Origin of the sequence: Stenotrophomonas sp. NPDC047960 (genome assembly GCF_043204395.1) — a bacterium.
Lineage (GTDB): Bacteria > Pseudomonadota > Gammaproteobacteria > Xanthomonadales > Xanthomonadaceae > Stenotrophomonas.
The window spans coordinates 774,337-795,920 of sequence record NZ_JBIDBX010000001.1; the positions used below are offsets into that span (position 1 = coordinate 774,337).

The 21,584-nt window shown below is 66.9% G+C and carries 24 protein-coding genes; 15 read left to right on the forward strand and 9 right to left on the reverse strand.

Going from position 1 to position 21,584, the window contains the following annotated elements:
- Positions 1-4: 4 nt before the first annotated feature.
- From ispG to ACGFZ3_RS03785, 3 genes are all read left to right on the forward strand, one after another.
- Positions 5-1,270 (forward strand): flavodoxin-dependent (E)-4-hydroxy-3-methylbut-2-enyl-diphosphate synthase, encoded by a 1,266-nt coding sequence (gene ispG / locus ACGFZ3_RS03775; protein ID WP_392916556.1) that lies wholly within the window; start codon positions 5-7, stop codon positions 1,268-1,270.
- Positions 1,251-1,958, forward strand: coding sequence for a phosphatase PAP2 family protein (locus ACGFZ3_RS03780; RefSeq protein ID WP_392916559.1), 708 nt, complete (start codon positions 1,251-1,253; stop codon positions 1,956-1,958). The genes ispG and ACGFZ3_RS03780 overlap by 20 nt, the downstream gene beginning before the upstream one ends.
- 223 nt (positions 1,959-2,181) lie before the next feature.
- Positions 2,182-2,829 carry a response regulator gene (locus ACGFZ3_RS03785; RefSeq protein WP_093534153.1) on the forward strand — a complete coding sequence of 216 codons (648 nt, stop codon included), beginning with the start codon at positions 2,182-2,184 and terminating at the stop codon, positions 2,827-2,829.
- Between the two features lie 52 nt (positions 2,830-2,881).
- Here the strand turns inward: ACGFZ3_RS03785 and ACGFZ3_RS03790 are convergent, their stop codons facing one another.
- The 5 genes from ACGFZ3_RS03790 to zwf form a co-directional block, all read right to left on the reverse strand.
- Positions 2,882-3,541: a bifunctional 4-hydroxy-2-oxoglutarate aldolase/2-dehydro-3-deoxy-phosphogluconate aldolase gene (locus ACGFZ3_RS03790; protein ID WP_392916563.1), complete on the reverse strand. Its 660-nt coding sequence runs from the start codon at positions 3,539-3,541 to the stop codon at positions 2,882-2,884.
- A 187-nt stretch (positions 3,542-3,728) separates the two neighbouring features.
- Complete coding sequence (gene edd / locus ACGFZ3_RS03795; RefSeq protein WP_392916565.1) at positions 3,729-5,645, reverse strand: phosphogluconate dehydratase; 1,917 nt, start codon at positions 5,643-5,645, stop codon at positions 3,729-3,731.
- Positions 5,646-5,690: 45 nt separating this feature from the next.
- Positions 5,691-6,413, reverse strand: coding sequence for a 6-phosphogluconolactonase (gene pgl, locus ACGFZ3_RS03800; RefSeq protein ID WP_392916568.1), 723 nt, complete (start codon positions 6,411-6,413; stop codon positions 5,691-5,693).
- The gene (gene glk, locus ACGFZ3_RS03805; protein ID WP_392916571.1) at positions 6,410-7,417 is read right to left on the reverse strand and encodes a glucokinase; all 1,008 of its coding nucleotides are present in this window, start codon (positions 7,415-7,417) and stop codon (positions 6,410-6,412) included. Before glk ends, pgl begins: the two co-directional genes overlap by 4 nt.
- Positions 7,414-8,853 (reverse strand): glucose-6-phosphate dehydrogenase, encoded by a 1,440-nt coding sequence (gene zwf, locus ACGFZ3_RS03810; RefSeq protein WP_392916574.1) that lies wholly within the window; start codon positions 8,851-8,853, stop codon positions 7,414-7,416. The genes glk and zwf overlap by 4 nt, the downstream gene beginning before the upstream one ends.
- 333 nt (positions 8,854-9,186) lie before the next feature.
- Here zwf and ACGFZ3_RS03815 point away from each other — a divergent pair, with 333 nt between their 5' ends.
- Positions 9,187-10,281, forward strand: a complete 1,095-nt coding sequence (locus ACGFZ3_RS03815; protein ID WP_392916577.1) for an ABC transporter ATP-binding protein — start codon at positions 9,187-9,189, stop codon at positions 10,279-10,281.
- Positions 10,282-10,382: 101 nt separating this feature from the next.
- Here the strand turns inward: ACGFZ3_RS03815 and ACGFZ3_RS03820 are convergent, their stop codons facing one another.
- Positions 10,383-11,246 (reverse strand): YgfZ/GcvT domain-containing protein, encoded by an 864-nt coding sequence (locus ACGFZ3_RS03820; protein WP_392916580.1) that lies wholly within the window; start codon positions 11,244-11,246, stop codon positions 10,383-10,385.
- A 39-nt stretch (positions 11,247-11,285) separates the two neighbouring features.
- Here ACGFZ3_RS03820 and ACGFZ3_RS03825 point away from each other — a divergent pair, with 39 nt between their 5' ends.
- The 10 genes from ACGFZ3_RS03825 (at position 11,286) to ACGFZ3_RS03870 (ending at position 18,219) form a co-directional block, all read left to right on the forward strand.
- Positions 11,286-11,459 (forward strand): DUF1674 domain-containing protein, encoded by a 174-nt coding sequence (locus ACGFZ3_RS03825; RefSeq protein ID WP_282248070.1) that lies wholly within the window; start codon positions 11,286-11,288, stop codon positions 11,457-11,459.
- Positions 11,460-11,516: 57 nt separating this feature from the next.
- On the forward strand, positions 11,517-11,909 hold the full coding sequence (gene sdhC, locus ACGFZ3_RS03830) for a succinate dehydrogenase, cytochrome b556 subunit (protein ID WP_145477963.1): 393 nt from the start codon (positions 11,517-11,519) through the stop codon (positions 11,907-11,909).
- Complete coding sequence (gene sdhD / locus ACGFZ3_RS03835) at positions 11,906-12,292, forward strand: succinate dehydrogenase, hydrophobic membrane anchor protein (protein WP_392916585.1); 387 nt, start codon at positions 11,906-11,908, stop codon at positions 12,290-12,292. Before sdhC ends, sdhD begins: the two co-directional genes overlap by 4 nt.
- Positions 12,293-12,322: 30 nt before the next feature.
- Positions 12,323-14,113 (forward strand): succinate dehydrogenase flavoprotein subunit, encoded by a 1,791-nt coding sequence (sdhA, locus tag ACGFZ3_RS03840; protein ID WP_392916588.1) that lies wholly within the window; start codon positions 12,323-12,325, stop codon positions 14,111-14,113.
- Between the two features lie 84 nt (positions 14,114-14,197).
- Positions 14,198-14,983 (forward strand): succinate dehydrogenase iron-sulfur subunit, encoded by a 786-nt coding sequence (locus tag ACGFZ3_RS03845; RefSeq protein ID WP_093534163.1) that lies wholly within the window; start codon positions 14,198-14,200, stop codon positions 14,981-14,983.
- Positions 14,984-15,054: 71 nt separating this feature from the next.
- Entirely contained in the window at positions 15,055-15,303 is a 249-nt protein-coding gene (locus tag ACGFZ3_RS03850; RefSeq protein WP_392916597.1) for a succinate dehydrogenase assembly factor 2, read from the forward strand.
- Positions 15,254-15,691, forward strand: a complete 438-nt coding sequence (locus ACGFZ3_RS03855) for a hypothetical protein (RefSeq protein WP_392916600.1) — start codon at positions 15,254-15,256, stop codon at positions 15,689-15,691. The genes ACGFZ3_RS03850 and ACGFZ3_RS03855 overlap by 50 nt, the downstream gene beginning before the upstream one ends.
- A gap of 34 nt (positions 15,692-15,725) precedes the next feature.
- Positions 15,726-16,967, forward strand: coding sequence for a lipoprotein-releasing ABC transporter permease subunit (locus ACGFZ3_RS03860; RefSeq protein WP_392916604.1), 1,242 nt, complete (start codon positions 15,726-15,728; stop codon positions 16,965-16,967).
- Positions 16,960-17,673, forward strand: a complete 714-nt coding sequence (gene lolD, locus ACGFZ3_RS03865) for a lipoprotein-releasing ABC transporter ATP-binding protein LolD (protein ID WP_392916607.1) — start codon at positions 16,960-16,962, stop codon at positions 17,671-17,673. The genes ACGFZ3_RS03860 and lolD overlap by 8 nt, the downstream gene beginning before the upstream one ends.
- An 87-nt stretch (positions 17,674-17,760) precedes the next feature.
- Positions 17,761-18,219 carry a DUF6491 family protein gene (locus ACGFZ3_RS03870; RefSeq protein WP_392916610.1) on the forward strand — a complete coding sequence of 153 codons (459 nt, stop codon included), beginning with the start codon at positions 17,761-17,763 and terminating at the stop codon, positions 18,217-18,219.
- Between the two features lie 155 nt (positions 18,220-18,374).
- On the opposite strand, the gene ACGFZ3_RS03875 is transcribed toward ACGFZ3_RS03870, so the two are convergent.
- From ACGFZ3_RS03875 to ftsY, 3 genes are read right to left on the reverse strand one after another with little or no spacing between them, the layout of a single operon-like run.
- On the reverse strand, positions 18,375-18,644 hold the full coding sequence (locus ACGFZ3_RS03875; RefSeq protein ID WP_392916613.1) for an oxidative damage protection protein: 270 nt from the start codon (positions 18,642-18,644) through the stop codon (positions 18,375-18,377).
- A gap of 3 nt (positions 18,645-18,647) precedes the next feature.
- Positions 18,648-19,790, reverse strand: a complete 1,143-nt coding sequence (gene mutY, locus ACGFZ3_RS03880) for an A/G-specific adenine glycosylase (RefSeq protein ID WP_392916616.1) — start codon at positions 19,788-19,790, stop codon at positions 18,648-18,650.
- Positions 19,791-19,807: 17 nt separating this feature from the next.
- On the reverse strand, positions 19,808-21,097 hold the full coding sequence (ftsY, locus tag ACGFZ3_RS03885; RefSeq protein ID WP_392916619.1) for a signal recognition particle-docking protein FtsY: 1,290 nt from the start codon (positions 21,095-21,097) through the stop codon (positions 19,808-19,810).
- 132 nt (positions 21,098-21,229) lie between these two features.
- On the opposite strand from ftsY, the gene ACGFZ3_RS03890 reads away from it, so the two are divergent.
- Entirely contained in the window at positions 21,230-21,529 is a 300-nt protein-coding gene (locus ACGFZ3_RS03890; RefSeq protein ID WP_392916623.1) for a hypothetical protein, read from the forward strand.
- The last annotated feature ends 55 nt before the right edge of the window (positions 21,530-21,584 follow it).

Consider the following 21,584-nt stretch of genomic DNA (forward strand, 5'->3'; position numbering starts at 1 on the left):
GCGGATGCACGACGCCGTCAGCCAACCGACCCAACCCTCCGACACCACCGTGTGGGCCCGCCGCCAGACCCAGGCCGTCCGCATCGGCGGCGTGGTCGTAGGTGGGGGCAAGCCCGTGGTGGTCCAGTCGATGACCAACACCGACACCGCCGACGTGGCCTCCAGCGTCAAGCAGGTGGCCGAGCTGTGGCGGGCCGGATCGGAAATGGTGCGCCTGACCGTGAACAATCCCGAGTCGGCCGCCGCCATTCCACGCATCGTCGAGAAGCTGCGGATGATGGGCATCGAGGTCCCGCTGATCGGCGATTTCCATTACAACGGCCATCAGCTGCTGACCCAGGAACCGGCCTGCGCCGAAGCGCTGGCCAAGTACCGCATCAATCCAGGCAATGTCGGCTTCGGCAAGAAGAAGGACACCCAGTTCGCGCAGCTCATCGAGTTCGCGATCCGCTACGACAAGCCGGTCCGCATCGGTGCCAACTGGGGCTCGCTGGACCAGTCGCTGGCCGCGCGCCTGATGGACGAGAACAGCCAGCGCGCGCAGCCGTGGGACGCCGGCCGGGTGCTGCGCGAGGCGCTGATCCGCTCGGCGCTGGATTCGGCGCATACCGCCGTCGAACTGGGCCTGCCACGCGACCGCATCGTGCTCTCGGCCAAGGTCAGCGGCGTGCAGGAACTGATCGCGGTGTACCGCGATCTGGCCCAGCGTTCGGACTTCGCCCTGCATCTGGGGCTGACCGAAGCCGGCATCGGCAGCAAGGGCATCGTTGCCTCGTCGGCGGCGCTGGCCGTGCTGCTGCAGGAAGGAATCGGCGACACCATCCGCATTTCGCTGACGCCTGAACCTGGCCAGTCGCGTACGCAGGAAGTGATCGTCGCCCAGGAACTGCTGCAGACCACCGGCCAGCGCGCCTTCACCCCGCTGGTGACTGCGTGCCCCGGGTGCGGCCGCACCACGTCCGAGTTCTTCCAGGAACTGGCCAAGGTTGTGCAGAACCACGTGCGCGGCAAGATGCCCGAATGGAAGGTCAGCCATCCCGGCGCGGAAAACATGACCCTGGCCGTGATGGGCTGCATCGTCAACGGGCCGGGTGAATCGCGCCACGCCAACATCGGCATCTCGCTGCCCGGGACCGGGGAAACCCCGGCCGCGCCGGTGTTTGTCGACGGGGAAAAGACCGTGACCCTGCGCGGCGACAACATCGCCCAGGACTTCGTTGCGCTGATCGACGAGTACGTCGAACGCAAGTATGTCCGAAGCGTCGGATAAGCCCGCCATCCTGGCGGCAGCGGAGCCGGCAGCCGGCGTCCGCCACTGGATGGCGCGCAATGCCTGGCGCTTCGTGCTGCTGTTTGCCGGCGTGTTGCTGCCGCTGGCGGGCTTCGTGGCGCTGGCCGACGAAGTGCATGAGCTGGAGGCGTTCTACTTCGACGCCCCGCTGCTGTGGAAGATGCGTGACGTGGCCCGGCCCAGCCTGGACGCCGCGTTCGTGCTGATTTCCCGGATCGGCTACCAATGGGGCGTGATCCCGGCCGACATTCTGATCGTGGCCGTGCTGCTGGTCCGCCGACGCTGGCGCGAGGCCAGCTTTGCCGCGCTCAGCTTCGCCGGCTCGGCGCTGCTCAACATCGGCAGCAAGCAGTTCTTCCAGCGCGACCGGCCGACGCTGTGGGAATCGATCGCCCCGGAAAGCACCTACAGCTTCCCCAGCGGCCATGCGATGGGTTCGATGACCCTCGCCGCCGTGCTGGTGCTGCTGGCCTGGAACACCCGCTGGCGCTGGCCGGCGGTGGTGTTCGGCGTGCTGTTTGCCGGCGCGGTCAGCCTGTCACGCATCTACCTGGGCGTACATTACCCCTCCGACATCCTGGCCGGATGGTGTGCCGCGCTGGTTTGGGTGGTAGGGTGCTTCCTGGTGATGTTCCGCCGCCGCCATCCATGGCGCCGCCGGCACTGAGACCGGCCTTTGGGAGCGGGCCGGATGCGGCAGGGTTTCCGCGGACTGTGATAGGTCCAATAAACCGATACGGCCTGGGGTGATAGGCGTGAGGCAGGGGCAGCCCGGCACGGATGTGACGCGGGCATCAGAACGCGCTGATGGGTAACACGCTTCCTTGTTATCGCCGGACCCCGTCGCTAGGCTGGCCCCGGTTTGCAGCGTTTGGACGAGGGTGCGTGGGATGACGATTCGAGTGTATCTGGTGGACGACCATGCGCTGGTGCGAACCGGCATGAAGATGATCCTGTCCAACGAGACGGACATTGAAGTGGTGGGGGAAGCCGAATCCGGCGAAGACGCGCTGCCTGCGATCCGCCAGCTGCGCCCGGACGTGGTGCTGTGTGATCTGCACCTGCCCGGCGTGAGCGGAATGGAAGTCACCGAGCGCGTGGTCCGCGGCGACCACGGCACCCGCGTGGTGATCGTCTCCGTTCTTGAAGACGGCCCGATGCCCAAGCGCCTGCTCGAAGCCGGTGCCTCCGGCTACATCGGCAAGGCCTGCGATGCCCAGGAGCTGCTGCGCGCCGTACGCGACGCAGCGCTCGGCCGGCGTTACCTTGGCAGCAGCATCGCCCAGAACCTGGCGCTGTCGAATGTCGAAGGCAGCCAGTCGCCCTTCGACAGCCTGTCCCCGCGTGAACTGGAAGTGGCGTTGCTGCTGACCCAGGGCCTGCGCCAGGAAGACATCGCCAAGCGCCTGAGCCTGAGCGCCAAGACCGTCAATACGCACAAGGCGCGCCTGTTCGAGAAGATGGGCATCCACGACAATATCGCGCTGGCGCGCATGGCCAGCCAGTACGGCCTGGTGGACCCGTCAAGGCCGATGTAAGTCCGCCTCGCGCTCCAAAAAAAAGGCCCGGGAATTCCCGGGCCTTTTTCGTTCAGCGCGAGCGGACCCGGGCGACGATCTTCGCGGCCTGCGCCGCGCTTTCGCGGACCTTGTCCCATTCGCCGTTCTCGATCCAGTTGCCCGGCACCATCCACGAACCGCCGATGCAGACCACGTTCTTCTGCTCCAGATACTCGGCCGCCGTGGTTTCCGTGATGCCGCCGGTCGGGCACAGCTTCAGGTCCGGAATCGGACCGGCCAGGCCCTTGATCATCGCCAGCCCGCCCACCGCCGAGGCCGGGAACAGCTTGCAGACCCGGAAACCGCGCGCATACAGCGCCAGCAGCTCCGTCGGCGACGCCGCACCCGGCACCACCGGCAACGGCGCTTCCGCCAGCGCATCGGCCATGAACGCCGGGGTACCCGGCGTCACCAGGAAATCCGCGCCCGCATCAATGGCCTGCTGCATCTGCTCAACCGTGAGCACCGTGCCCGCACCCACCACCACATCCGGCAGCTCGCGCTTGAGCATGCCCAGCGCCTCCATCGCAACCGGCGTACGCAGCGTCAGCTCGATCGCCGGTAGCCCACCTTCCAGCAACGCCGCGCTGACCGCGCGCGCCTGGTCAAGCGTGTGCACGGTAACCACCGGCAGGATGCCTGCCGCAAGCAGCAGGGTTTCAGCGCGCTTCTGGTGTTCGGCAATGCCCATGAATATTTCTTCCTGTTGATACCAAATTCGCCGACGCCACAGAGGCGTCGCAATGTGTCGTGAGGCAGCGGCGGGGGTCCCCGTAGGGACCGTAGAAAACATGGATGGGTTCACGGCGTGTCCCGTAGGGCACCCCCGTCGCTGCCTCACCCACGCAGACCCAACCGCCGCTTTACGCGGAAACCCGTCAGGCGTCCTTCTCCTCATGAGGTGCAAACGCAGCAGCAGCATCGTTCCCGAGCTCATACTCCGCGTCGTAATTCCACATATCGCCGTCGTCAGCCGCCGGGCCGCACGAAATAGAGATCGCGCCCTGGTCAGCCGGACCCACCAGACGGCGGTTCATCGCGAACAGGTTGCGGCCCAGATCGTGCGCCGCCGGTGCCGTGTTGGGCGCCTGCTCGCGCGCTGCCCATTCGGCCGCGTCCACCAGCACCTCCAGCGTGCCCGCCTCGCCATCCAGCCGGATGATGTCGCCCTCGCGCACCCGTCCCAGCGGACCACCGCGCGAGGCTTCCGGCGTCATGTGGATCGCCGCCGGGAACTTGCCCGACGCGCCCGACAGACGACCGTCCGTCACCAGCGCCACCCGCCGGCCCTGGTTCTGCAGCAGGCCCAGCAGCGGCGCCAGCGAATGCAGCTCGGGCATCCCGTTCGCCCGCGGCCCCTGGTAACGCACCACCGCCACGAAATCCTGCGGCAGCAGCCCCGCCGCATGCAGCTTGTTCAGCACCTGCGGCGCATCCACCACCACTGCCGGTGCCTCGATCATCCGGTACTGCGGCTTCACCGCCGACAGCTTGATCAGCGAACGGCCCAGGTTGCCGCGCAGCAGCCGCAGCCCGCCCTGGCTTTCGAAGGGTTCGGCGACCCCGCGCACCACATCCCGGTCCGCGCTCTCTGCAATGCCGTCGATCCACGTCAGTGCGCCGTCGCGGAGCGCCGGATCCTGCGTGTACTGGCGCATGCCACCTTCGGCCACGGTCACCAGGTCCGCGTGCATCAGCCCTGCGTCCATCAGCTCGCGGAACACGAACGCCGTTCCGCCGGCCGCCGCAAAGCGGTTCACGTCCGCCTCGCCGTTCGGGTACACCCGGGCCAGCAGAGGCACCAGCTGCGACAGCTGGTCCATGTCGTCCCAGGTCAGTACGATGCCCGCCGCCCGCGCCACGGCGATCCAGTGGATCGTATGGTTGGTCGAACCGCCGGTGGCCATCAACGTGACCACCGCGTTGACGATCGCGCGCTCATCGATCAATCGACCGAGCGGTCGGAAATCATCGCCCAGCGCACTGATCTCCAGCGCACGCACCGCGGCATGCCGCGTCAATGCATCGCGCAGCGGCGTATCCGGATTCACGAACGACGCGCCTGGAAGCTGCACGCCCATCGCTTCCAGCAACGTCTGGTTCGAATTGGCCGTGCCGTAGAACGTGCACGTGCCCGCTCCGTGGTACGACGCCGCTTCCGCTTCCAGCAGCTCCTCGCGCGTGGCCAGGCCCGCCGCATAGCGCTCGCGCACCTCTGCCTTCTGCTTGTTCGGGATACCCGGCGTCATTGGCCCGGCCGGCAGGAAGATCGCCGGCAGGTGGCCGAACGCCAGCGCGCCGATCAGCAGCCCCGGCACGATCTTGTCGCACACGCCCAGGTAGACCGTGCTGTCGAACATGTCATGGCTCAACCCGATCGCCGTTGACTGCGCAATGACATCGCGCGAGAACAGCGACAGCTCCATGCCGCCGCGGCCCTGCGTGACCCCGTCGCACATCGCCGGCACGCCGCCGGCAACCTGCGCCGTGGCTCCCACCGAACGCGCCGTCTCGCGCAGGATTTCAGGGTAGTGCTCGAACGGCTGGTGCGCCGACAGCATGTCGTTGTACGCGGTGATGATGCCCAGGTTCGGCGTGACCCCGCCGCGCAGGCGGCTCTTGTCGGTCGGGCCACAGGCTGCGAAGCCGTGGGCCAGGTTGCCGCAGCTCAGGCGCGAACGGAACGGACCGTCGCGCAGCGCGGCGTCGATGCCCGCCAGGTACGCGGCGCGCGAGGCGGCACTGCGCTGGACGATGCGCTCGGTGATGGCTTGGAGTTTGGGGTGCAGGCTCATTGGCTACCAGCTATGAGAAGGCGAACGGAATGACGGACCATCGATTCAGTCGCACCAGTGGATGCGCAGCTTGGGACCATCGAGATCGATCGCGTTGAGAATGGGATACAGCGCTGCGTTGTTGCTTTCCAGTGCCTGTTTGAGCACTTCCAGCTTCTGCTTGCCACGCAGCAGCAACAGCCGCTGGCGACACTGGCGCATGCCGTGCGGCGTCAGGGTGATGCGCAGCGGCCATTGGTTCGACCCCGGGCAACCGGTGGCGTCCAGCGCTGCGTAGGGCAGGGTGCTTTCCAGCGCGCGGGCCAGGTCCTTGGAGCCGGGGAACAACGAGGCCGTATGTCCGTCATTGCCCATGCCAAATACGGCCAGCGAGGGTGCCTCGGTATGCTTCGCCTGCAGGTTGGCGGTATAGACGCATTCGGGCAGTGGCTTGCCAATCCGTACCAGCGGATCGAAGTGTGCGCCCTCGGCGCGGTTCAGCAGACTCTGCCGGACCAGCCAGGCATTGCTGTCGCGGTCCTGCGGTGACAGCCAGCGCTCGTCCACCAGGCTGACTTCAACCCGGTCCCACTGCACGTCCAGTTCGGCAAGCGCCTGGTACACCGGCGCCGGCGTGGTGCCGCCGGACAGCAGCATCCGGGCCCGGCCCGCAGCGCCGATATCATGGTTGAGGATCTGCGCCATCTCGGCCGCGATCGTTTCGATCCACGCATCGGCATCGGTGTGGCGGATGAGGGTGAAGCGGTTGGATTCATCAAGCGGATTCATGCAGCGCCTCCTGGCAGATCGCGTTCGAGGTCGGCCGCGTAGGCAGCCGCCCCCAGCAGGCCCGCGTGCGGGTGCATCACCGCGAGCGACGGGACACGGGCCATGATCGACGAGAACCGGCCCTTGTGCTCGAAGCGCTGGCGGAAACCGGAATGCTGCAGCGAATCGAGCATCTTCGGCACCAGCCCGCCGGTCAGGAACACGCCGTCCCATGCGCCCTGGATCAGCACCAGGTCGCCGGCGATGGCGCCGAACACCGCGCAGAAAAGATCCACGGTGCGCATCGCCTGCGGGTCGCCGTGCAGGGCGCGTGCGGTGACGTCCACCGGCTGCAGCTGGCCCGGATCGACGTTGGCCATCTCGCACACCGCGCGATGGATGTTGACCAGCCCCGGGCCGCAGATCAGGCGTTCGTTGGAGACCCGACCGAACTGCTCGGACAGGATCTCCAGGATCCGGATCTCCTCCGGCGTACCGGGCGGGAAGCTGACGTGGCCACCTTCGGTTTCCAGCGGATAGCAGCGGCCGTGGCGCAGGATCAGCCCGCCCACGCCCAGCCCGGTGCCCGGGCCGATCACCGCGTAGTTGCGCGGCTGGCCGGGCTGGCCCGGCACCCACGCCGCGCCCCCCACCTGGACCACGTCCTGCGGCTGCAGCAGCGAGATCGCCATCGCCTGCGCAGCGAAGTCATTGATCAGGTGCAGGTCGTCGAAGCCGAGCATGTGCGCGGTGCGCAGGCGGGAGATCACCCACGGATGATTGGTGATGCGTGCCTCGTCGCCATCGACGCGACCGGCCACCGCGAACACGCCGCGGCGGGCCTCGGCACCGATCTGCTCCAGATAATGCCGCGCGGCATCGCCCAGCGACGGAAAGTCGGCCACCACGAACTCACGGATGCTGTCCTTGAGCAGCGGCGCGGCCAGGCCGGTATCGGCCAGCGCAAAGCGGGCGTTGGTGCCGCCGATATCGGCCACCAGCGCCGGTTGGGTCGACACCGTCATGCGCGATCCTTGCGGTTGGCTTCGGCGTCGACGTCGGCCGGCAGGAAGCCGAACGCCTGTTCCGGACCCCATTCGCCGGCCGGGTAAGGCTGCAGCGGCAGCTGCGCTTCCTTCCACGCATCGCTGACGCTGTCGATCCAGGCCCAGGCGGCGCGCACTTCGTCGTCGCGCACGAACAACGCATGGTTGCCGTTGAAGGCATCCAGGAACAGGCGTTCGTAGGCAATGCGCCGATGCAGGCCGGTCGGCACCGACAGCTCCAGTTCCAGCGGGTGCAGCTCCAGCGCACCCCATTCCGGCCCCGCCAGGCTGCTCATCAGTCCCAGCTCGATGTTCTCCTGGGGCTGCAGCTGGAAGGTGATGCGGTTGGGTGTGGCATTGGCGCGGTCGGGACGTTCGAACAGCCAATGCGTGACCGGCTTGAGGGTGACCACCACGCGGGTGGTGCGCTCGGACAGGCGCTTGCCGGTGACCAGGTGGAACGGCACCCCGGACCAGCGCCAGTTGTCGATATGCGCGGTGACGCCGGCGAAGGTTTCCACGTCGCTGCCTTCCGGTGGCTGGTAGGCCTGCGCGGGTTGGCCATTGATGGTGCCGGCGGTGTAGCGGCCACGCACGCTGTCGCGCGCGGCGTGCTTGGCATCCAGCGGACGCAGCGCACGCAGCACTTTGACCTTTTCATCGCGGATGCGGTCGGCCTCCAGCGACGCCGGCGGTTCCATCGCCACCAGGCACAGCAGCTGCAGGATGTGGCTCTGGACCATGTCGCGCAGTGCGCCCGACCGTGCGTAGTAGGCATCGCGGCCATCCACGCCTTCGCTTTCGGCGACCAGGATGTGCACCGATTCGATGTAGTTGCGGTTCCACACCGCCTCCAGCAGCGTGTTGCCGAAGCGCAGGGCAATCAGGTTCTGCACCGCGGCCTTGCCCAGGTAGTGATCCAGGCGGAACACGCGGTCTTCGTCGATCCATTGGCCGATGGTGCGCAGGATCTGTTCTGCGCTGTCGCTGTCGCTGCCGATCGGCTTCTCCAGCATCAGGCGCGCCGGCGCGGCCAGTGCGCCACCCAGTGCCAGGCCCTCGCAGGTGGAGATGTACAGGCCCGGTGGAATGGCCAGATAGCTCACGCAGCGCCGGTTGACCAGATCGCTGACCGAGTCGGCCACCGACTGCGGATCGCGCAGGTCCACCGAGCGGTAGTCGATGCGTTCCAGCAGCGATTGGATGTCGTCCAGGCTTGCCGCCGGCATCGCCTGCTGCAGGCGCGGGCGGAGGATCTGGCGGAACGCGTCGGTGTCATGCGGGGACAGTGCCAGTGCGCGGACCTTGAAGTCCTCCGGCAGCAGGCCATCGCCGAGCAGGCGCAGCAACGAAGGGAACAGATAGCGCTGGGCGAGGTCGCCGGTGGCGCCGAACAGGAAAAGGGTATCGTGCATCGCTCGAGTTTCAGATCCGGGTGACATCGTTGTCAATCGCTTCTCGTCTATGTTCTCGGGGGTCAAAGCTGGCCGCGGTGTCCGGTCGTTGCAGCTGCAACATGAACAGGTGCGGGCCCGCCCATCATGGGGCATGTCACGTCCTCACGGCGACGCGGTCATGACCGATCACTGGATACTGCCACGTGAAAACGTTTACATGGCAGAATGAGCAGACTGTATTCGATTGCAGTGGTCGCCGTCATGCGGCACCACGCCATCGACCTGCCATCGGGAGGGCCGAAGGCAGTTCCGCATCAACAGCCCGGCAGCGGGCGGACTGGAATGGGTGATATGGCAAAAGTGCAGTTGCAGGGCGTTCGCAAGGTCTATGACAACGGTCAGGTGGCCGTCCAGGGCGCGACCTTCGAAGTGGCCGATGGGGAGTTGATGGTCCTGGTGGGGCCGTCGGGGTGCGGAAAGTCGACCCTGCTGCGCATGGTCGCCGGTCTGGAGGAAATCAGCGGCGGCACCCTGAGCATCGGCGACCGCGTGGTCAATGACGTGGCGCCCAAGGACCGCGACATTGCCATGGTGTTCCAGAGCTATGCGCTTTACCCGCACATGACCGTGGCCGAAAACCTGGCCTTTGGCCTGAAGCTGCGCGGCCACGACAAGGCGACGATTGCCAGGCGGGTCAACGAGGCAGCGCAGACCCTGGGCCTGACCGACATGCTCGACAAGTTGCCCAAGGCGATGTCCGGCGGCCAGCGCCAGCGCGTGGCGCTGGGCCGTGCACTGGTGCGCGAGCCGGCGGTGTTCCTGCTGGATGAGCCGCTGTCGAACCTGGATGCCAAGCTGCGCCACAGCGTGCGCACCGAAATCGCGCAGCTGCACCGCAAGCTGGGCACGACGATGATCTACGTCACCCATGACCAGGTCGAAGCGATGACCCTGGGCCAGCGCATCGTGGTGCTCAAGGACGGGGTGATCCAGCAGATCGACACGCCGATGGCGCTGTACGACCGCCCGGCCAATCTGTTCGTGGCCGGTTTCCTGGGCAGCCCGGCAATGAACGTGCTGCGCGGTACGCTGCAGCGCTGCGAGGGTGGGGTGGTGATCAGCGAGGCGGCACTGCGCGCGCCGCTGGGTGAGGCGACGGTTGATCCGACCTGGATCGGCCGCACGCTGGCCGTCGGCGTCCGCCCGGAGCATCTGCAGCCGGCCGCGGCGGGTGATGCGACCGCGTTCGAGGCCATCATCGATGGCATCGAACCGGTCGGCAACGAGATCTTCGTCAACATGACCCACGGCAACCAGGCGCTGGTGATGCGCGTGGCGCCGCAGGCATTGCCGGCAGCAGGTGACACGATCCGCGTGGCGATCCAGCCGCAGGGACTGCACTTCTTCGATGCGGACACCGGCGAGCGGTTGAACCACGACCTGTGATGGATCAGGTCACGTCCGCGCGGTAGATCACGACCGTTGGTCGTGATCCAGGCCAACGAATATGTCCGGGGGTAGATCACGACCGTGGGTCGTGATCGCGCTCAACGGGCCAGCCCTTCCAGCAGCGGCACGCCGTGGGCGTCCGCGCCGCCAGCGCTCAACGCCCCCTCGGCCATCTCCAGCGGCAACACCGCCAGCGCCAGGTCGCCGGCCACGCTGGCCACGGTGCCAACGGCCGCGCCGTTCTGCTCGACCTTGGCGCCGCTGGCAGTGCCCTCGGCCACGCGCAGGAGCTGCAGGGCACGCTTGGCCTTACCCAGGAAATGGGTGCGCGCCACGATTTCCTGGCCCGGATAGCAGCCCTTCTTGACGCTGTACCCGTTCAACCGATCCAGGCCCAGCTGCTGCGGGGTCCACTGTTCGCGCTGGTCGGCGGCCAGGCGCGGCAGGCCATAGCGCAGGTCCGACTGGCGCCAGGCCAGTTCGAACGCGGCATCGGCCGGCGGCGGATCCGCATCGGCGGGTGCAATCTTCAGGGTGCGTGGCAACGCATCGCTGCCCACATCCAGCTCCAGCGCATCGCCCGCCTGCGCAATCGCTGCGCCAGACGCCGCTTCCGGCGCGCTGAAGCTGCCGGCCACCGCCAGTTCGGTGCGCACCTCGATCTTGACCTTGCGGCGGAATACGAACCGCTGTAACTGCGACGCAATCGCATCGGCATCACCGTCAGCCAGCACCAGCAGAACGTGCTCCGGGTCCAGCTTCAACAGCTGAAACACAGCAAGGGTGCGGCCCTTGGCGCTCAGCCAGGCGCTCCACTGCCAGTGCCGCACGGGCAGGGCGGTCACATCACTGGCGAACTGGGCATGGGCGAAGGCCGCCGCGTCCGCCCCGCGCAGGCTGAGCAGCGCGTGACCGGAAAGGCGCGGAAAACCACTGAAATCGAGGGGCAGGTTGTCAGGCACGTGAACGGGGTCTAAAATTTGTGCGTTGCGAGACCACCCATGATAGGCCAAACAACCCCCACTCCCGATATCGATCCTGAAGCCCCGCTGGTACCGGAGGAGCAGCCGCTCGCCGATACGCCGGTGGTGCCTGTGGAGATCGGTGGCCGCGGCGGACTGGATCCGGTGCGGTATGGCGATTGGGAGAAAAACGGACGCTGCATCGATTTCTGATCAGCATTGAGCCAACGCGGCAATTGTGCCGCCCAGCCGAGACAACGAGCCCAGCGAATGGCCGCCAGAGAACGTCCCCTTTCCCCGCACCTTCAGGTGTATCGCTGGCAGATCCAGATGGCCACCTCGATCCTGCATCGAGCCACCGGCATCTTTCTGTCTGTTGGAGCCCTGATCATCGCTGGCGGCCTGCTCGCCCTGATGATGGGTCCCGAATCCTGGAACTGCTTCACCGGCCATGCCGGCAGCTGGTACGGAAAGCTGTTCCTGTTCGCATGGACCTGGTCCTTCGCCTACCACCTGTGCAATGGCATCCGCCATATCGTGCAGGACTTCGCGATTGGCTTCAGCATCCCGGCCTTCGTCCGCAGTAGCTGGATGTCGGTCATCGCCAGCCTGGTGATCACCGCGCTGGTCTGGGCCTACGTCTTCCTCGGAGCCGCCGCATGAACAAGTTCCGTACCCCGCTGAAGAACGTGCGCGGCCTCGGCGCGGCCAAGACCGGCACCGAGCACTTCGTGCTGCAGCGCCTGACCGCCACCGCGCTGGTCCCGCTGACCATCTGGTTCCTCATCTTCGTGCTGAGCCTGGTCAACGCCGATTACGTGACCGCCGCCGACGCGGTGTCCAAGCCGTGGAACGCGGTGCTGCTGGTGGGCTTCCTGGTGGCCATGTTCTGGCACGCCCAGATCGGCCTGCAGGTCGTGCTGGAAGACTACATCCATAATTCGTTGCTGGCCCTGGCGCTGCAGACCACGGTGAAGTTCATTGCCGTGCTGGGCGCGATCGTCAGTGTTTTTGCGGTCGCCCGCATTGCGCTCGGCGTTGCCTGAGTCAGGCACCAAGACAGGAATCCAGAGTAGATGTCCGCTTACAAGATTACGGAACACAAGTACGACATGGTCGTGGTGGGCGCCGGCGGCGCCGGTCTGCGTGCCACGTTCGGCCTGGCCGCCAAGGGCCTGCAGACGGTCTGCCTGACCAAGGTCTTCCCGACCCGTTCGCACACCGTGGCCGCGCAGGGCGGTATTTCCGCCGCGCTGGGCAACATGGGTGAAGACGACTGGCGTTACCACTTCTTCGACACCATCAAGGGCTCGGACTGGCTGGGCGACCAGGACGCCATCGAATACATGTGCCGCGAAGCGATTCCGGCCATCATCGAACTGGAACACTACGGTGTGCCGTTCAGCCGTACCGAAGACGGCAAGATCTACCAGCGCCCGTTCGGCGGCATGACCACCAAGTACGGCGAAGGCCCGTCCGCGCAGCGCACCTGCGCGGCCGCCGACCGTACCGGCCACGCCATGCTGCACACGCTGTACCAGCAGTCGCTGGCGCACAACGCGCGCTTCATGATCGAGTACTTCGCGCTCGACCTGATCTTCGACGAGGAAGGCGTCTGCCGCGGCGTGCTCGCGCTGGACATGGCCGACGGCTCGCTGCACCTGTTCCGCGCCCATGGCGTGGTGCTGGCCACCGGCGGCTACGGCCGCGCCTATTTCAGCGCCACCTCGGCCCATACCTGCACCGGCGACGGCGGCGGTCTGGTCATGCGTGCCGGCCTGCCGATGCAGGACATGGAGTTCGTGCAGTTCCATCCCACCGGCATCTACGGTGCAGGCTGCCTGATCACCGAAGGCGTGCGTGGCGAAGGCGGCATCCTGCGCAACAGCAACGGCGAGCGCTTCATGGAGCGCTACGCACCGCATTACAAGGACCTGGCCTCGCGCGACGTGGTGTCGCGTTCGATGACCATCGAAATCCGCGAAGGCCGCGGCGTTGGCGAGCACAAGGACCACATCCTGCTCGACCTGACCCACCTCGGCCCGGGCGTGATCGACGACAAGCTGCCGGGCATTGCCGAAAGCGCCCGCATCTTCGCCGGCGTGGACGTGCACAAGCAGCCGATCCCGGTCATCCCGACCGTGCACTACAACATGGGCGGCATCCCGACCAACTACCATGGTGAAGTGGTGCGCAAGGTCGGTGACGACCCGGATGCGGTGGTACCGGGCCTGTACGCCATCGGCGAAGCGGCCTGCGTGTCGGTGCACGGCGCCAACCGCCTGGGCTCCAACTCGCTGCTCGACCTGGTCGTGTTCGGGCGTGCGGTGGCCAACCGCTGCGCCGAGACCATCAAGCCGGGCCAGCCGCACAAGACCCTGGCGTCGGATGCGTGCGACAAGGCGCTGGGCCTGCTGGACAAGCTGCGTTACGCCAACGGCGACACCCCGACCTCGGTCATCCGCGACCGCATGCAGCGCACCATGCAGAACGATGCGGCGGTGTTCCGTACCAGCAAGACGCTGGAAGAGGGCTGCGCCAAGATGTCGGAGATCTTCGACTCCTTCCAGGACGTCAAGGTGTCGGACCGTTCGCTGGTCTGGAACTCGGACCTGATCGAAACCTACGAGCTGAACAACCTGCTGCTCAACGCGGTGGCGACGATCAACTCGGCCGAACAGCGCAAGGAAAGCCGTGGCGCACATGCACACGAGGACTTCCCGGACCGCGACGACGTGAACTGGCAGAAGCACACGCTGGTCACTGTCGACGACAACGGCAAGTGCAGCTTCGATTACCGCCCGGTGCACATGTACACGCTGACCAAGGACGTGGACGTGGTCCCGCCCAAGCCGCGCGTCTACTAAGCGCCATGCGGATCGACTTCCTCACCTTCCGAGCCAGCCGCGCCTGCATTGCAGCGCGAGCCGCCTGAGCCAACGAGAACAGCCATGGCCGAGTTTTCCCTCCCAAAGAATTCCAAGATCGGAAAGGGCAAGCACTTCCCCGCCAAGAGCGGTGCGAAGAACACCCGTACCTTCAAGATCTACCGCTGGAGTCCCGACGACGACAGCAACCCGCGGACCGATACGTACGAAATCGATCTGGACGCGTGCGGCCCGATGGTCCTGGACGCGCTGATCAAGATCAAGAACGAGATCGACCCGACCCTGACCTTCCGTCGTTCGTGCCGCGAGGGCATCTGCGGTTCGTGCGCGATGAACATCGACGGCACCAACACGCTGGCCTGCACCCGCGCCATTGCCGACTGCGGCAAGGCCGAGGTGCCGATCTACCCGCTGCCGCACATGAGCGTGATCAAGGACCTGGTACCGGACCTGACCCACTTCTACGCGCAGTACGCCTCGATCAAGCCGTGGATCCGCACCCAGACCCCGCCGCCGCCGGACCGTGAGCGCCTGCAGTCGCCGGAAGACCGCAAGAAGCTCGATGGCCTGTACGAGTGCATCCTGTGCGCGTGCTGCTCGACCAGCTGCCCGAGCTACTGGTGGAACGGCGAGCGTTACCTGGGCCCGGCGATCCTGCTGCAGGCCTACCGCTGGATCGTCGACTCGCGCGACGAGGACACCGGTGCGCGCCTGGACGACCTGGAAGACCCGTTCAAGCTGTACCGCTGCCACACCATCATGAACTGCGCCCGCACCTGCCCGAAGGGCCTGAACCCGGCGCTGGCGATCGCCGAGATCAAGAAGCTGATGATGGCGCGCCGCGCCTGATTTCCTCACGGAAATGATCGAAACCGGCAAAGCCACGCCCTGCGTGGCTTTGCCTTATGTGGGAACCCGAAATGGACGAAGCCATCCTCCTCAAGAAGCTCCGCTGGCGCTGCCGCCGCGGCATGCGCGAACTGGACCAGCTGTTCGAGCGTTACCTCGACCGCCAATGGGGCACTGCACCGACCGACGAGCGCGAGGTTTTCCTGCGCCTGCTCGACTGCGAGGACGATAAGTTGTGGCGCTGGTTCATGGGTTACGAGGTATGCCCGGATGCCGAGCTCACCGATCTCATTGCCCGGATCCGCGCCCTGCCGGCTTGAGTGGCGCCCCTCGCGCTGGCAGGTTGCCGCGCACATCCTGTTTGCCCTGCTGATGCCGTGGGTCGCCACGGCCAGCGCGCTGCCGACCGCCGCGCAGTGGCCGCTGGGCCTGGCGGCCGCGGCAGGGACGGCCGTGCAGGGCTGGCGCCATGCCCGTCGTCGGCCACTCACCTTCGTGATCCCTGCCGGCGACGCCCCGGCCCAGGTTGATGGCCTGGCCGTGGACGCCCTGGCCCTGCAGGACCGCGGCCCACTGCTGCAGCTCAGCTGGCGCTGCAATGGCCGCTATCATGCCCGCCTGTTCTGGCCCGATACCCTGCCGCCAACGCGGCGACGTGAACTGCGACTGGCAATCCGGGGGCGTTCCATTCCGTGTTCACCTCCGTGATGGCACCATAGGCTGAATTGTCCGGCGTACCTGCATGTTCAAACCCATACCAGTAGCCATCGGCCTGCGTTACCTGCGGGCCAAGCGCCGCAACGGCTTCATCTCCTTCATCTCCATGGCCTCGATCCTGGGCATTGCCCTGGGCGTGGCCGTGCTGATCACGACACTGGCCGTGATGAGCGGTTTCCAGAAGGAAATCCGCGACCGCCTGCTGCAGATGACCGCGCACACCACCATCACCGCCGACGGCGCGCCCATGGCCAACTGGCAGCATGCGGTCGAGGTGGCCCGCAAGGATCCGCGCGTGGCCGGTGCCGCGCCGTACATCGAGATCCAGGCCATGCTCAGCGGCGCCCGGGTGCAGGGCGCGATCGTGCAGGGCATCGATCCGGCGCTGGAGCCGGCGGTGTCGGTGATCAATACCAAGTTGAAGAAGGGCAGCTTCGACAGCCTGAAGGAAGGCAGCTACAACCTGCTGGTCGGCCAGGAACTGGCGATCTGGCTGGGCGTGGACGTCGGCGACACCGTGCTGGTGACCCTGGCGGAAGTACAGGGCACCCCGATGGGCGCGATGCCCCGATTGAAGCGCTTTACGGTCAGCGGCATCTTCGAGGCCGGCTACAACGAAATCGACCGCGGCGTCGCCTACGCCAACATGGCCGACCTGGAGCGTGTGCTGCGCATGGACGGGGTTACCGGCGTGCGCCTGAAACTGCACGACATGGACAAGGCGCTGGATGTGGGCGTGGACCTGGCGCACAACCTCAAGGGCGGCTACCGGGTCAGCGACTGGACCCAGCAGAATGCCAACCTGTACCACTCGCTGCGCATGGAAAAAGTGGTGATGGGCATCCTGCTCTCGCTGATCATCGCCATGGGCGCGTTCAACCTCGTTTCTTCGCAGGTGATGCTGGTTACCGACAAGCAGGCCGACATCGCGATCCTGCGCACCCTGGGCCTGACCCCGGGCGGGGTGATGCAGGTGTTCATGGTGCAGGGCTCGCTGATCGGCATTTTCGGCACGGTGCTCGGCGTGGTGGGCGGCATCACCCTGACCCTGAACCTGGAACGCATCCTGGGTGCGATCGAGACGCTGTTCAACGTCAAGCTGCTGCCGGAGGACGTGTACTACATCACCGGCCTGCCAACCGACATGCAGACCCCGGACATCGTGATCATCACCGTCGTCGCACTGGTCATGAGCTTCCTGGCCACCCTGTACCCCGCGTGGCGCGCTGCCCGCACCCAGCCGGCGGAGGCCCTGCGCTATGAATGAGCCGATCAACCGCGGCGACGAAGTGATTCGTGCGCAGGGACTGGCCAAGACCTATGCGGAAGGCCGCATGCAGACCCCGGTGTTCAACGGCCTGGACCTGAGCGTGGCCGCCGGCGAGACCGTGGCGATCATCGGTGCCTCCGGCGCCGGCAAGAGCACGCTGCTGCACCTGCTGGGCGGGCTGGACACACCCACCGCCGGTGAAGTGTTCGTGGCCGGCCACCAGATGTCGGCGCTGTCAGATGGCCAGCGCGGGCGGCTGCGCAACCGCGCATTGGGCTTCGTGTACCAGTTCCACCACCTGCTGCCCGAATTCACCGCGCTGGAAAACGTGATGATGCCGGTCCTGCTGGGCGGCGAGGAAGTAGCCGATGCCCGATCACGCGCGAAAGGACTGCTGGAATCGGTTGGCCTCGGGCACCGCCTGGAGCACAAGCCGGGCGAGCTGTCCGGTGGCGAGCGCCAGCGTGCCGCCGTGGCCCGCGCGCTGGTCAACCGCCCGGCCTGCGTGCTGGGCGACGAACCGACCGGCAACCTGGACGACAAGACCGCCGCAACCGTGTTCGAGCTGATGCTGGACCTCAACCGCGCCCACCACACCAGCCTGGTGCTGGTGACCCACGACCGCAGCCTGGCGCGGAAGCTGGACCGCGTGCTGGAACTGCGCGAAGGCCGGCTGCACGCCCTGGCCCACGCCGAGGTCTGAGCTGCCAGCTGAACAGCCGCCCGCCCGGGGCTGCGGGCGGGCAGCCGCCGGTGCATGATGGCCTTGTTGTCCCACCGCGGAGGTGCCATGAAGACGCTTGTCGCCATCGTTGCAATGGGCTTGACGCTGGCCGGGTGTGCCACCGGCCGCCTGACCGGCGCCGAACGCCTGGAGTTGTACCGCGCCCACGCCGGTCCGCCGCAACCGTCGATGCGCTACTTCGGCTCGCTCAATGGCTGGACAGAACTGGGTGACAGCGCCCTGGCGGTGTGGACCCGCCCCAGCGAAGCCTATCTGATTGAACTGCGTGGCCCGTGCTACGGCCTCAGCTACGCCACCGCGATCGGGCTGACCAGTCAGACCGGGCAGGTGTCGTCGCGCTTCGACCGGGTGCTGGTCCGCGACCCCAACCGTGGCCCGAGCGTACCGTGCTTCATCAGCTCGATCCGCCCCCTGGACGTCAAGACGCTGCGATCCTCGGAGCAGGAAATGCGCCAGGCGCAGGTGCAGGAACGCGAAGCAGGGCAAACGTCGCCCGAGCAGTAGGTAGGTGTCGACCGTTGGTCGGCACATTGGTCGCACGACCAACGGTATGCCCGTCGTCCTGGCGGGCACCCTCCGGGCGGTCGCTTCGCGACGTTGAGAACGGCTCCTGCCGTTTTTCGCGTGCGCGACCGCCTGATCGCAGCCTGCAGCCGCGATCAGGCTTCCGGCACGAACCCGGCCGGTTTCTCGGCGCCACCGCTGAAGAGGAACTTGACCAGCTCGTCTTCCAGGAACGCGCGATGCTTCGGATCGCGCGGCGACAGCCGGTTCTCGTTGATCAACATCGTCTGGTGCGCCAGCCAGGCCGCCCAGGCAGTCTTGCCGATGCCGTCGAAAATGCGCTTGCCCAGCGCTCCGGGATAAGGCACGAAATCCAGTCCTTCGGTGTCGCGTTGTTCGTACTGGCAGAAAACGGTGCGGGCCATGGGCTACTCGGTGTTCTTCGAAGTCATTGCAGCACGTAGTTTACGGCGTGTGGCGGGGACGCGCGGAACACTGCCGCTTTCCAGCAGTCTGCGGATCGGTGCAGGCAGGCCCAGGCTGGGCAGCTCCTGCACCGGTACCCAGCGCAGGCCAGGATCGTCACTGCGCAACCCATCCACCCGGCGCGACAGGATCTGCAGGTGCAGGCGATAGTGGCTGAAGGTGTGCTGCAACACTGGCAGCTCCTCGGCATCATCCAGCGAACCGAGCACATGTGCATCGAACCAGTCCTGCAGCGCGCTGCCGCTGTCGGCCTGCGGCAGCGTCCACAGCTGCGCCCAGATGCCGGTGTCCGGCCGCTTCTGGAGCAGCACCCGGCCCTGTGCATCGCGCAGCAGCAGCGCCACCGCCTCGCGTTCGGGCAGGACCTTGCCCGGCTTCGGCGTGGGCAGCTGCCCACTGCGACCTTCGCGGCGCGCCACGCAGTCTTCCTGCAGCGGGCAGATCACGCAGGCGGGTCGGTTGCGGGTGCAGACCGTGGCGCCCAGGTCCATCTGTGCCTGCGTGTAATCAGCAAGGCGACCGGCCGGTACGTGTTCCACATGCACCTGGGCCAGTGCCCACAGGACCTTTTCCACTGCGGGCAGGCCAGGGAAGCCTTCGATACCGTGGTAACGGGTGAGCACGCGCTTGACGTTGCCGTCCAGGATCGCGAAGCGGTCGTTCCACGCTTGGCTGAGGATCGCGCCGGCGGTGCTGCGGCCGATGCCGGGCAGTGCATGCAGTGCGTCGATGTCGCGCGGCAGTTCGCCTCCGTGCAGCGCCACGCATTGCTGCGCGGCGGCATGCAGGTTGCGTGCGCGGGCGTAGTAGCCCAGGCCCGCCCACTGTGCCATCACCGCATCGTTGCTGGCGGCGGCCAGGGCCGGCAGGCTGGGAAACACGGACAGGAACTTCAGGAAGTACGGAATGACCGTGGCGACCTGGGTCTGCTGCAGCATGATTTCCGACAACCACACCCGGTACGGCGTGCGCGGGTGCTGCCAGGGGAGATCATGCCGGCCATTGCGGTCGAACCACGGCAGCAGCCGCCTCACGAAGGCATCCCCGATGGCTGGCGTTTCGCTGGCGGCAGGCGGGCGCGGCATGGGGCGTGCGGGCGTGCTCAGCCGCCCAGCGCTTCCGGCAGCAACGCGTCCACGAACGCTTCCGGATCAAACACGCGCAGGTCTTCCGGACGCTCGCCGATGCCGGCGAAGCGGATTGGAATGCCGAACTCGCGCGCGAGCGCGAACACCACGCCGCCCTTGGCGGTGCCATCGAGCTTGGTCACCACCAGGCCGGTGACGTTGACTGCGGCATGGAACTGGCGCAGCTGCGACAGCGCGTTCTGGCCGGTAGTGCCATCAATGACCATCAGCACCTCGTGTGGCGCGTTTTCATCAATCTTGCCCAGCACGCGGCGGATCTTGCCCAGCTCGTTCATCAGCCCGCCCTGCGTATGCAGGCGGCCAGCGGTGTCGGCGATCAGCACTTCGGTGCCGCGCGCCTTGCCGGCCTGCAGCGCATCGAATGCCACCGATGCGGCATCGGCATTCTGGCCCTGCGCCACCACGGCCACGCCATTGCGCTCGCCCCACGCCTGCAGCTGTGCCACGGCAGCGGCGCGGAAGGTATCGCCGGCGGCCAGCATCAGGCTGTGGCCGTCGTCCTTGAAACGCTTGGCCAGCTTGCCGATGGTGGTGGTCTTGCCGACGCCGTTGACGCCAACGGTAAGGATCACGAAGGGTCTTGCGCTGCGGTCGATCACCAGCGGGCGCGCGACCGGCTGCAGGATCGCGATCAGGTCGGCGCGCAGTGCCTTGAGCAGCGCGTTGGCATCGGCGAATTCGCGCGCCTTCATGCGCTTGCGCAGGCCGTCCACCAGCGCGGTGGTGGCACCCACGCCGACATCGGCGGTGATCAGTGCGGTTTCAAGCTCATCCAGCAGGTCGTCATCGAGCTTGGGGTTGCGCGAGAACAGGCCGCCGAAGCTGCGCGCGATCACGCTGTTGCGCAGGCGGTCGCGCCAGCCGGTCTTGCCCGGCGCGGCCGGGGCGGCGTCGTCCGTGGCTGCGGGTGAGGCCAGCGGTTGCGCGGCTTCCTGCACGATTTCGGTAGCGACCACTACCGGGGCAGCAGCGTGGATCGGGGCGGGCGGCGCTTCAACGGGCAGCGCGGGGGCCGGAAGATCGGCGGGCGCAGGCTGCCGGGCAACGGCCGGCGCTACCGCGGTTGCATCCGGGGTGACCGGTTCCGCCGGAGCGTGGGCCGGTTCGATGGCCGGGGCGACCGGTTCATCGACAGGCGCGGCCGACGGGAACGCGGCGGCCAGTTCTTCAGCCGAGTAGTGCTGGGTCTTGGGCGCGTCCTGCGGAGCGTCCTGGGGCTTTTTGCGACGGAAGAAGCTGAGCATGGGATTCGGCGCTGAAATCAGGGGGATATGTTATCACCCGGGCCTGTCGGGCCCGCGTGCATTCAAGGCTGCGCCGGGGCGGCCGTTAACGACGGTGGAGGGCCGTGCTTTTACGGCTCAGGGCGGGTCACCATGAGCACCATTCCGGCCATTGCCGGCAGCGGCCTGCGCGCGGCCCAGCAGGGCGTACAGGCCGCGGCGCACAACATCGCCAACCTGTCCACCCCCGACGCGCAGCGGCTGCAGGTGTGGCGCAGCAGCACGGTGGAAGGGGGCGTGCAGGCCAGCGTGGCGACGACGGATCAGGATCCCACCGCGCCCATGGCAGATCTGTTGGCGGCTCGCAGCGAGGTGCTGGCGTTCAAGGCCAACGCGACCTTGATCCGGAGGGCTGACGACATGCTGGGCGCGCTGCTGGACGAGCGCGCCTGACGGCGACGCGCCACCGGGGGTGGCGCGCTGCCGGAAGCTGCCCACCGTTGGTGGG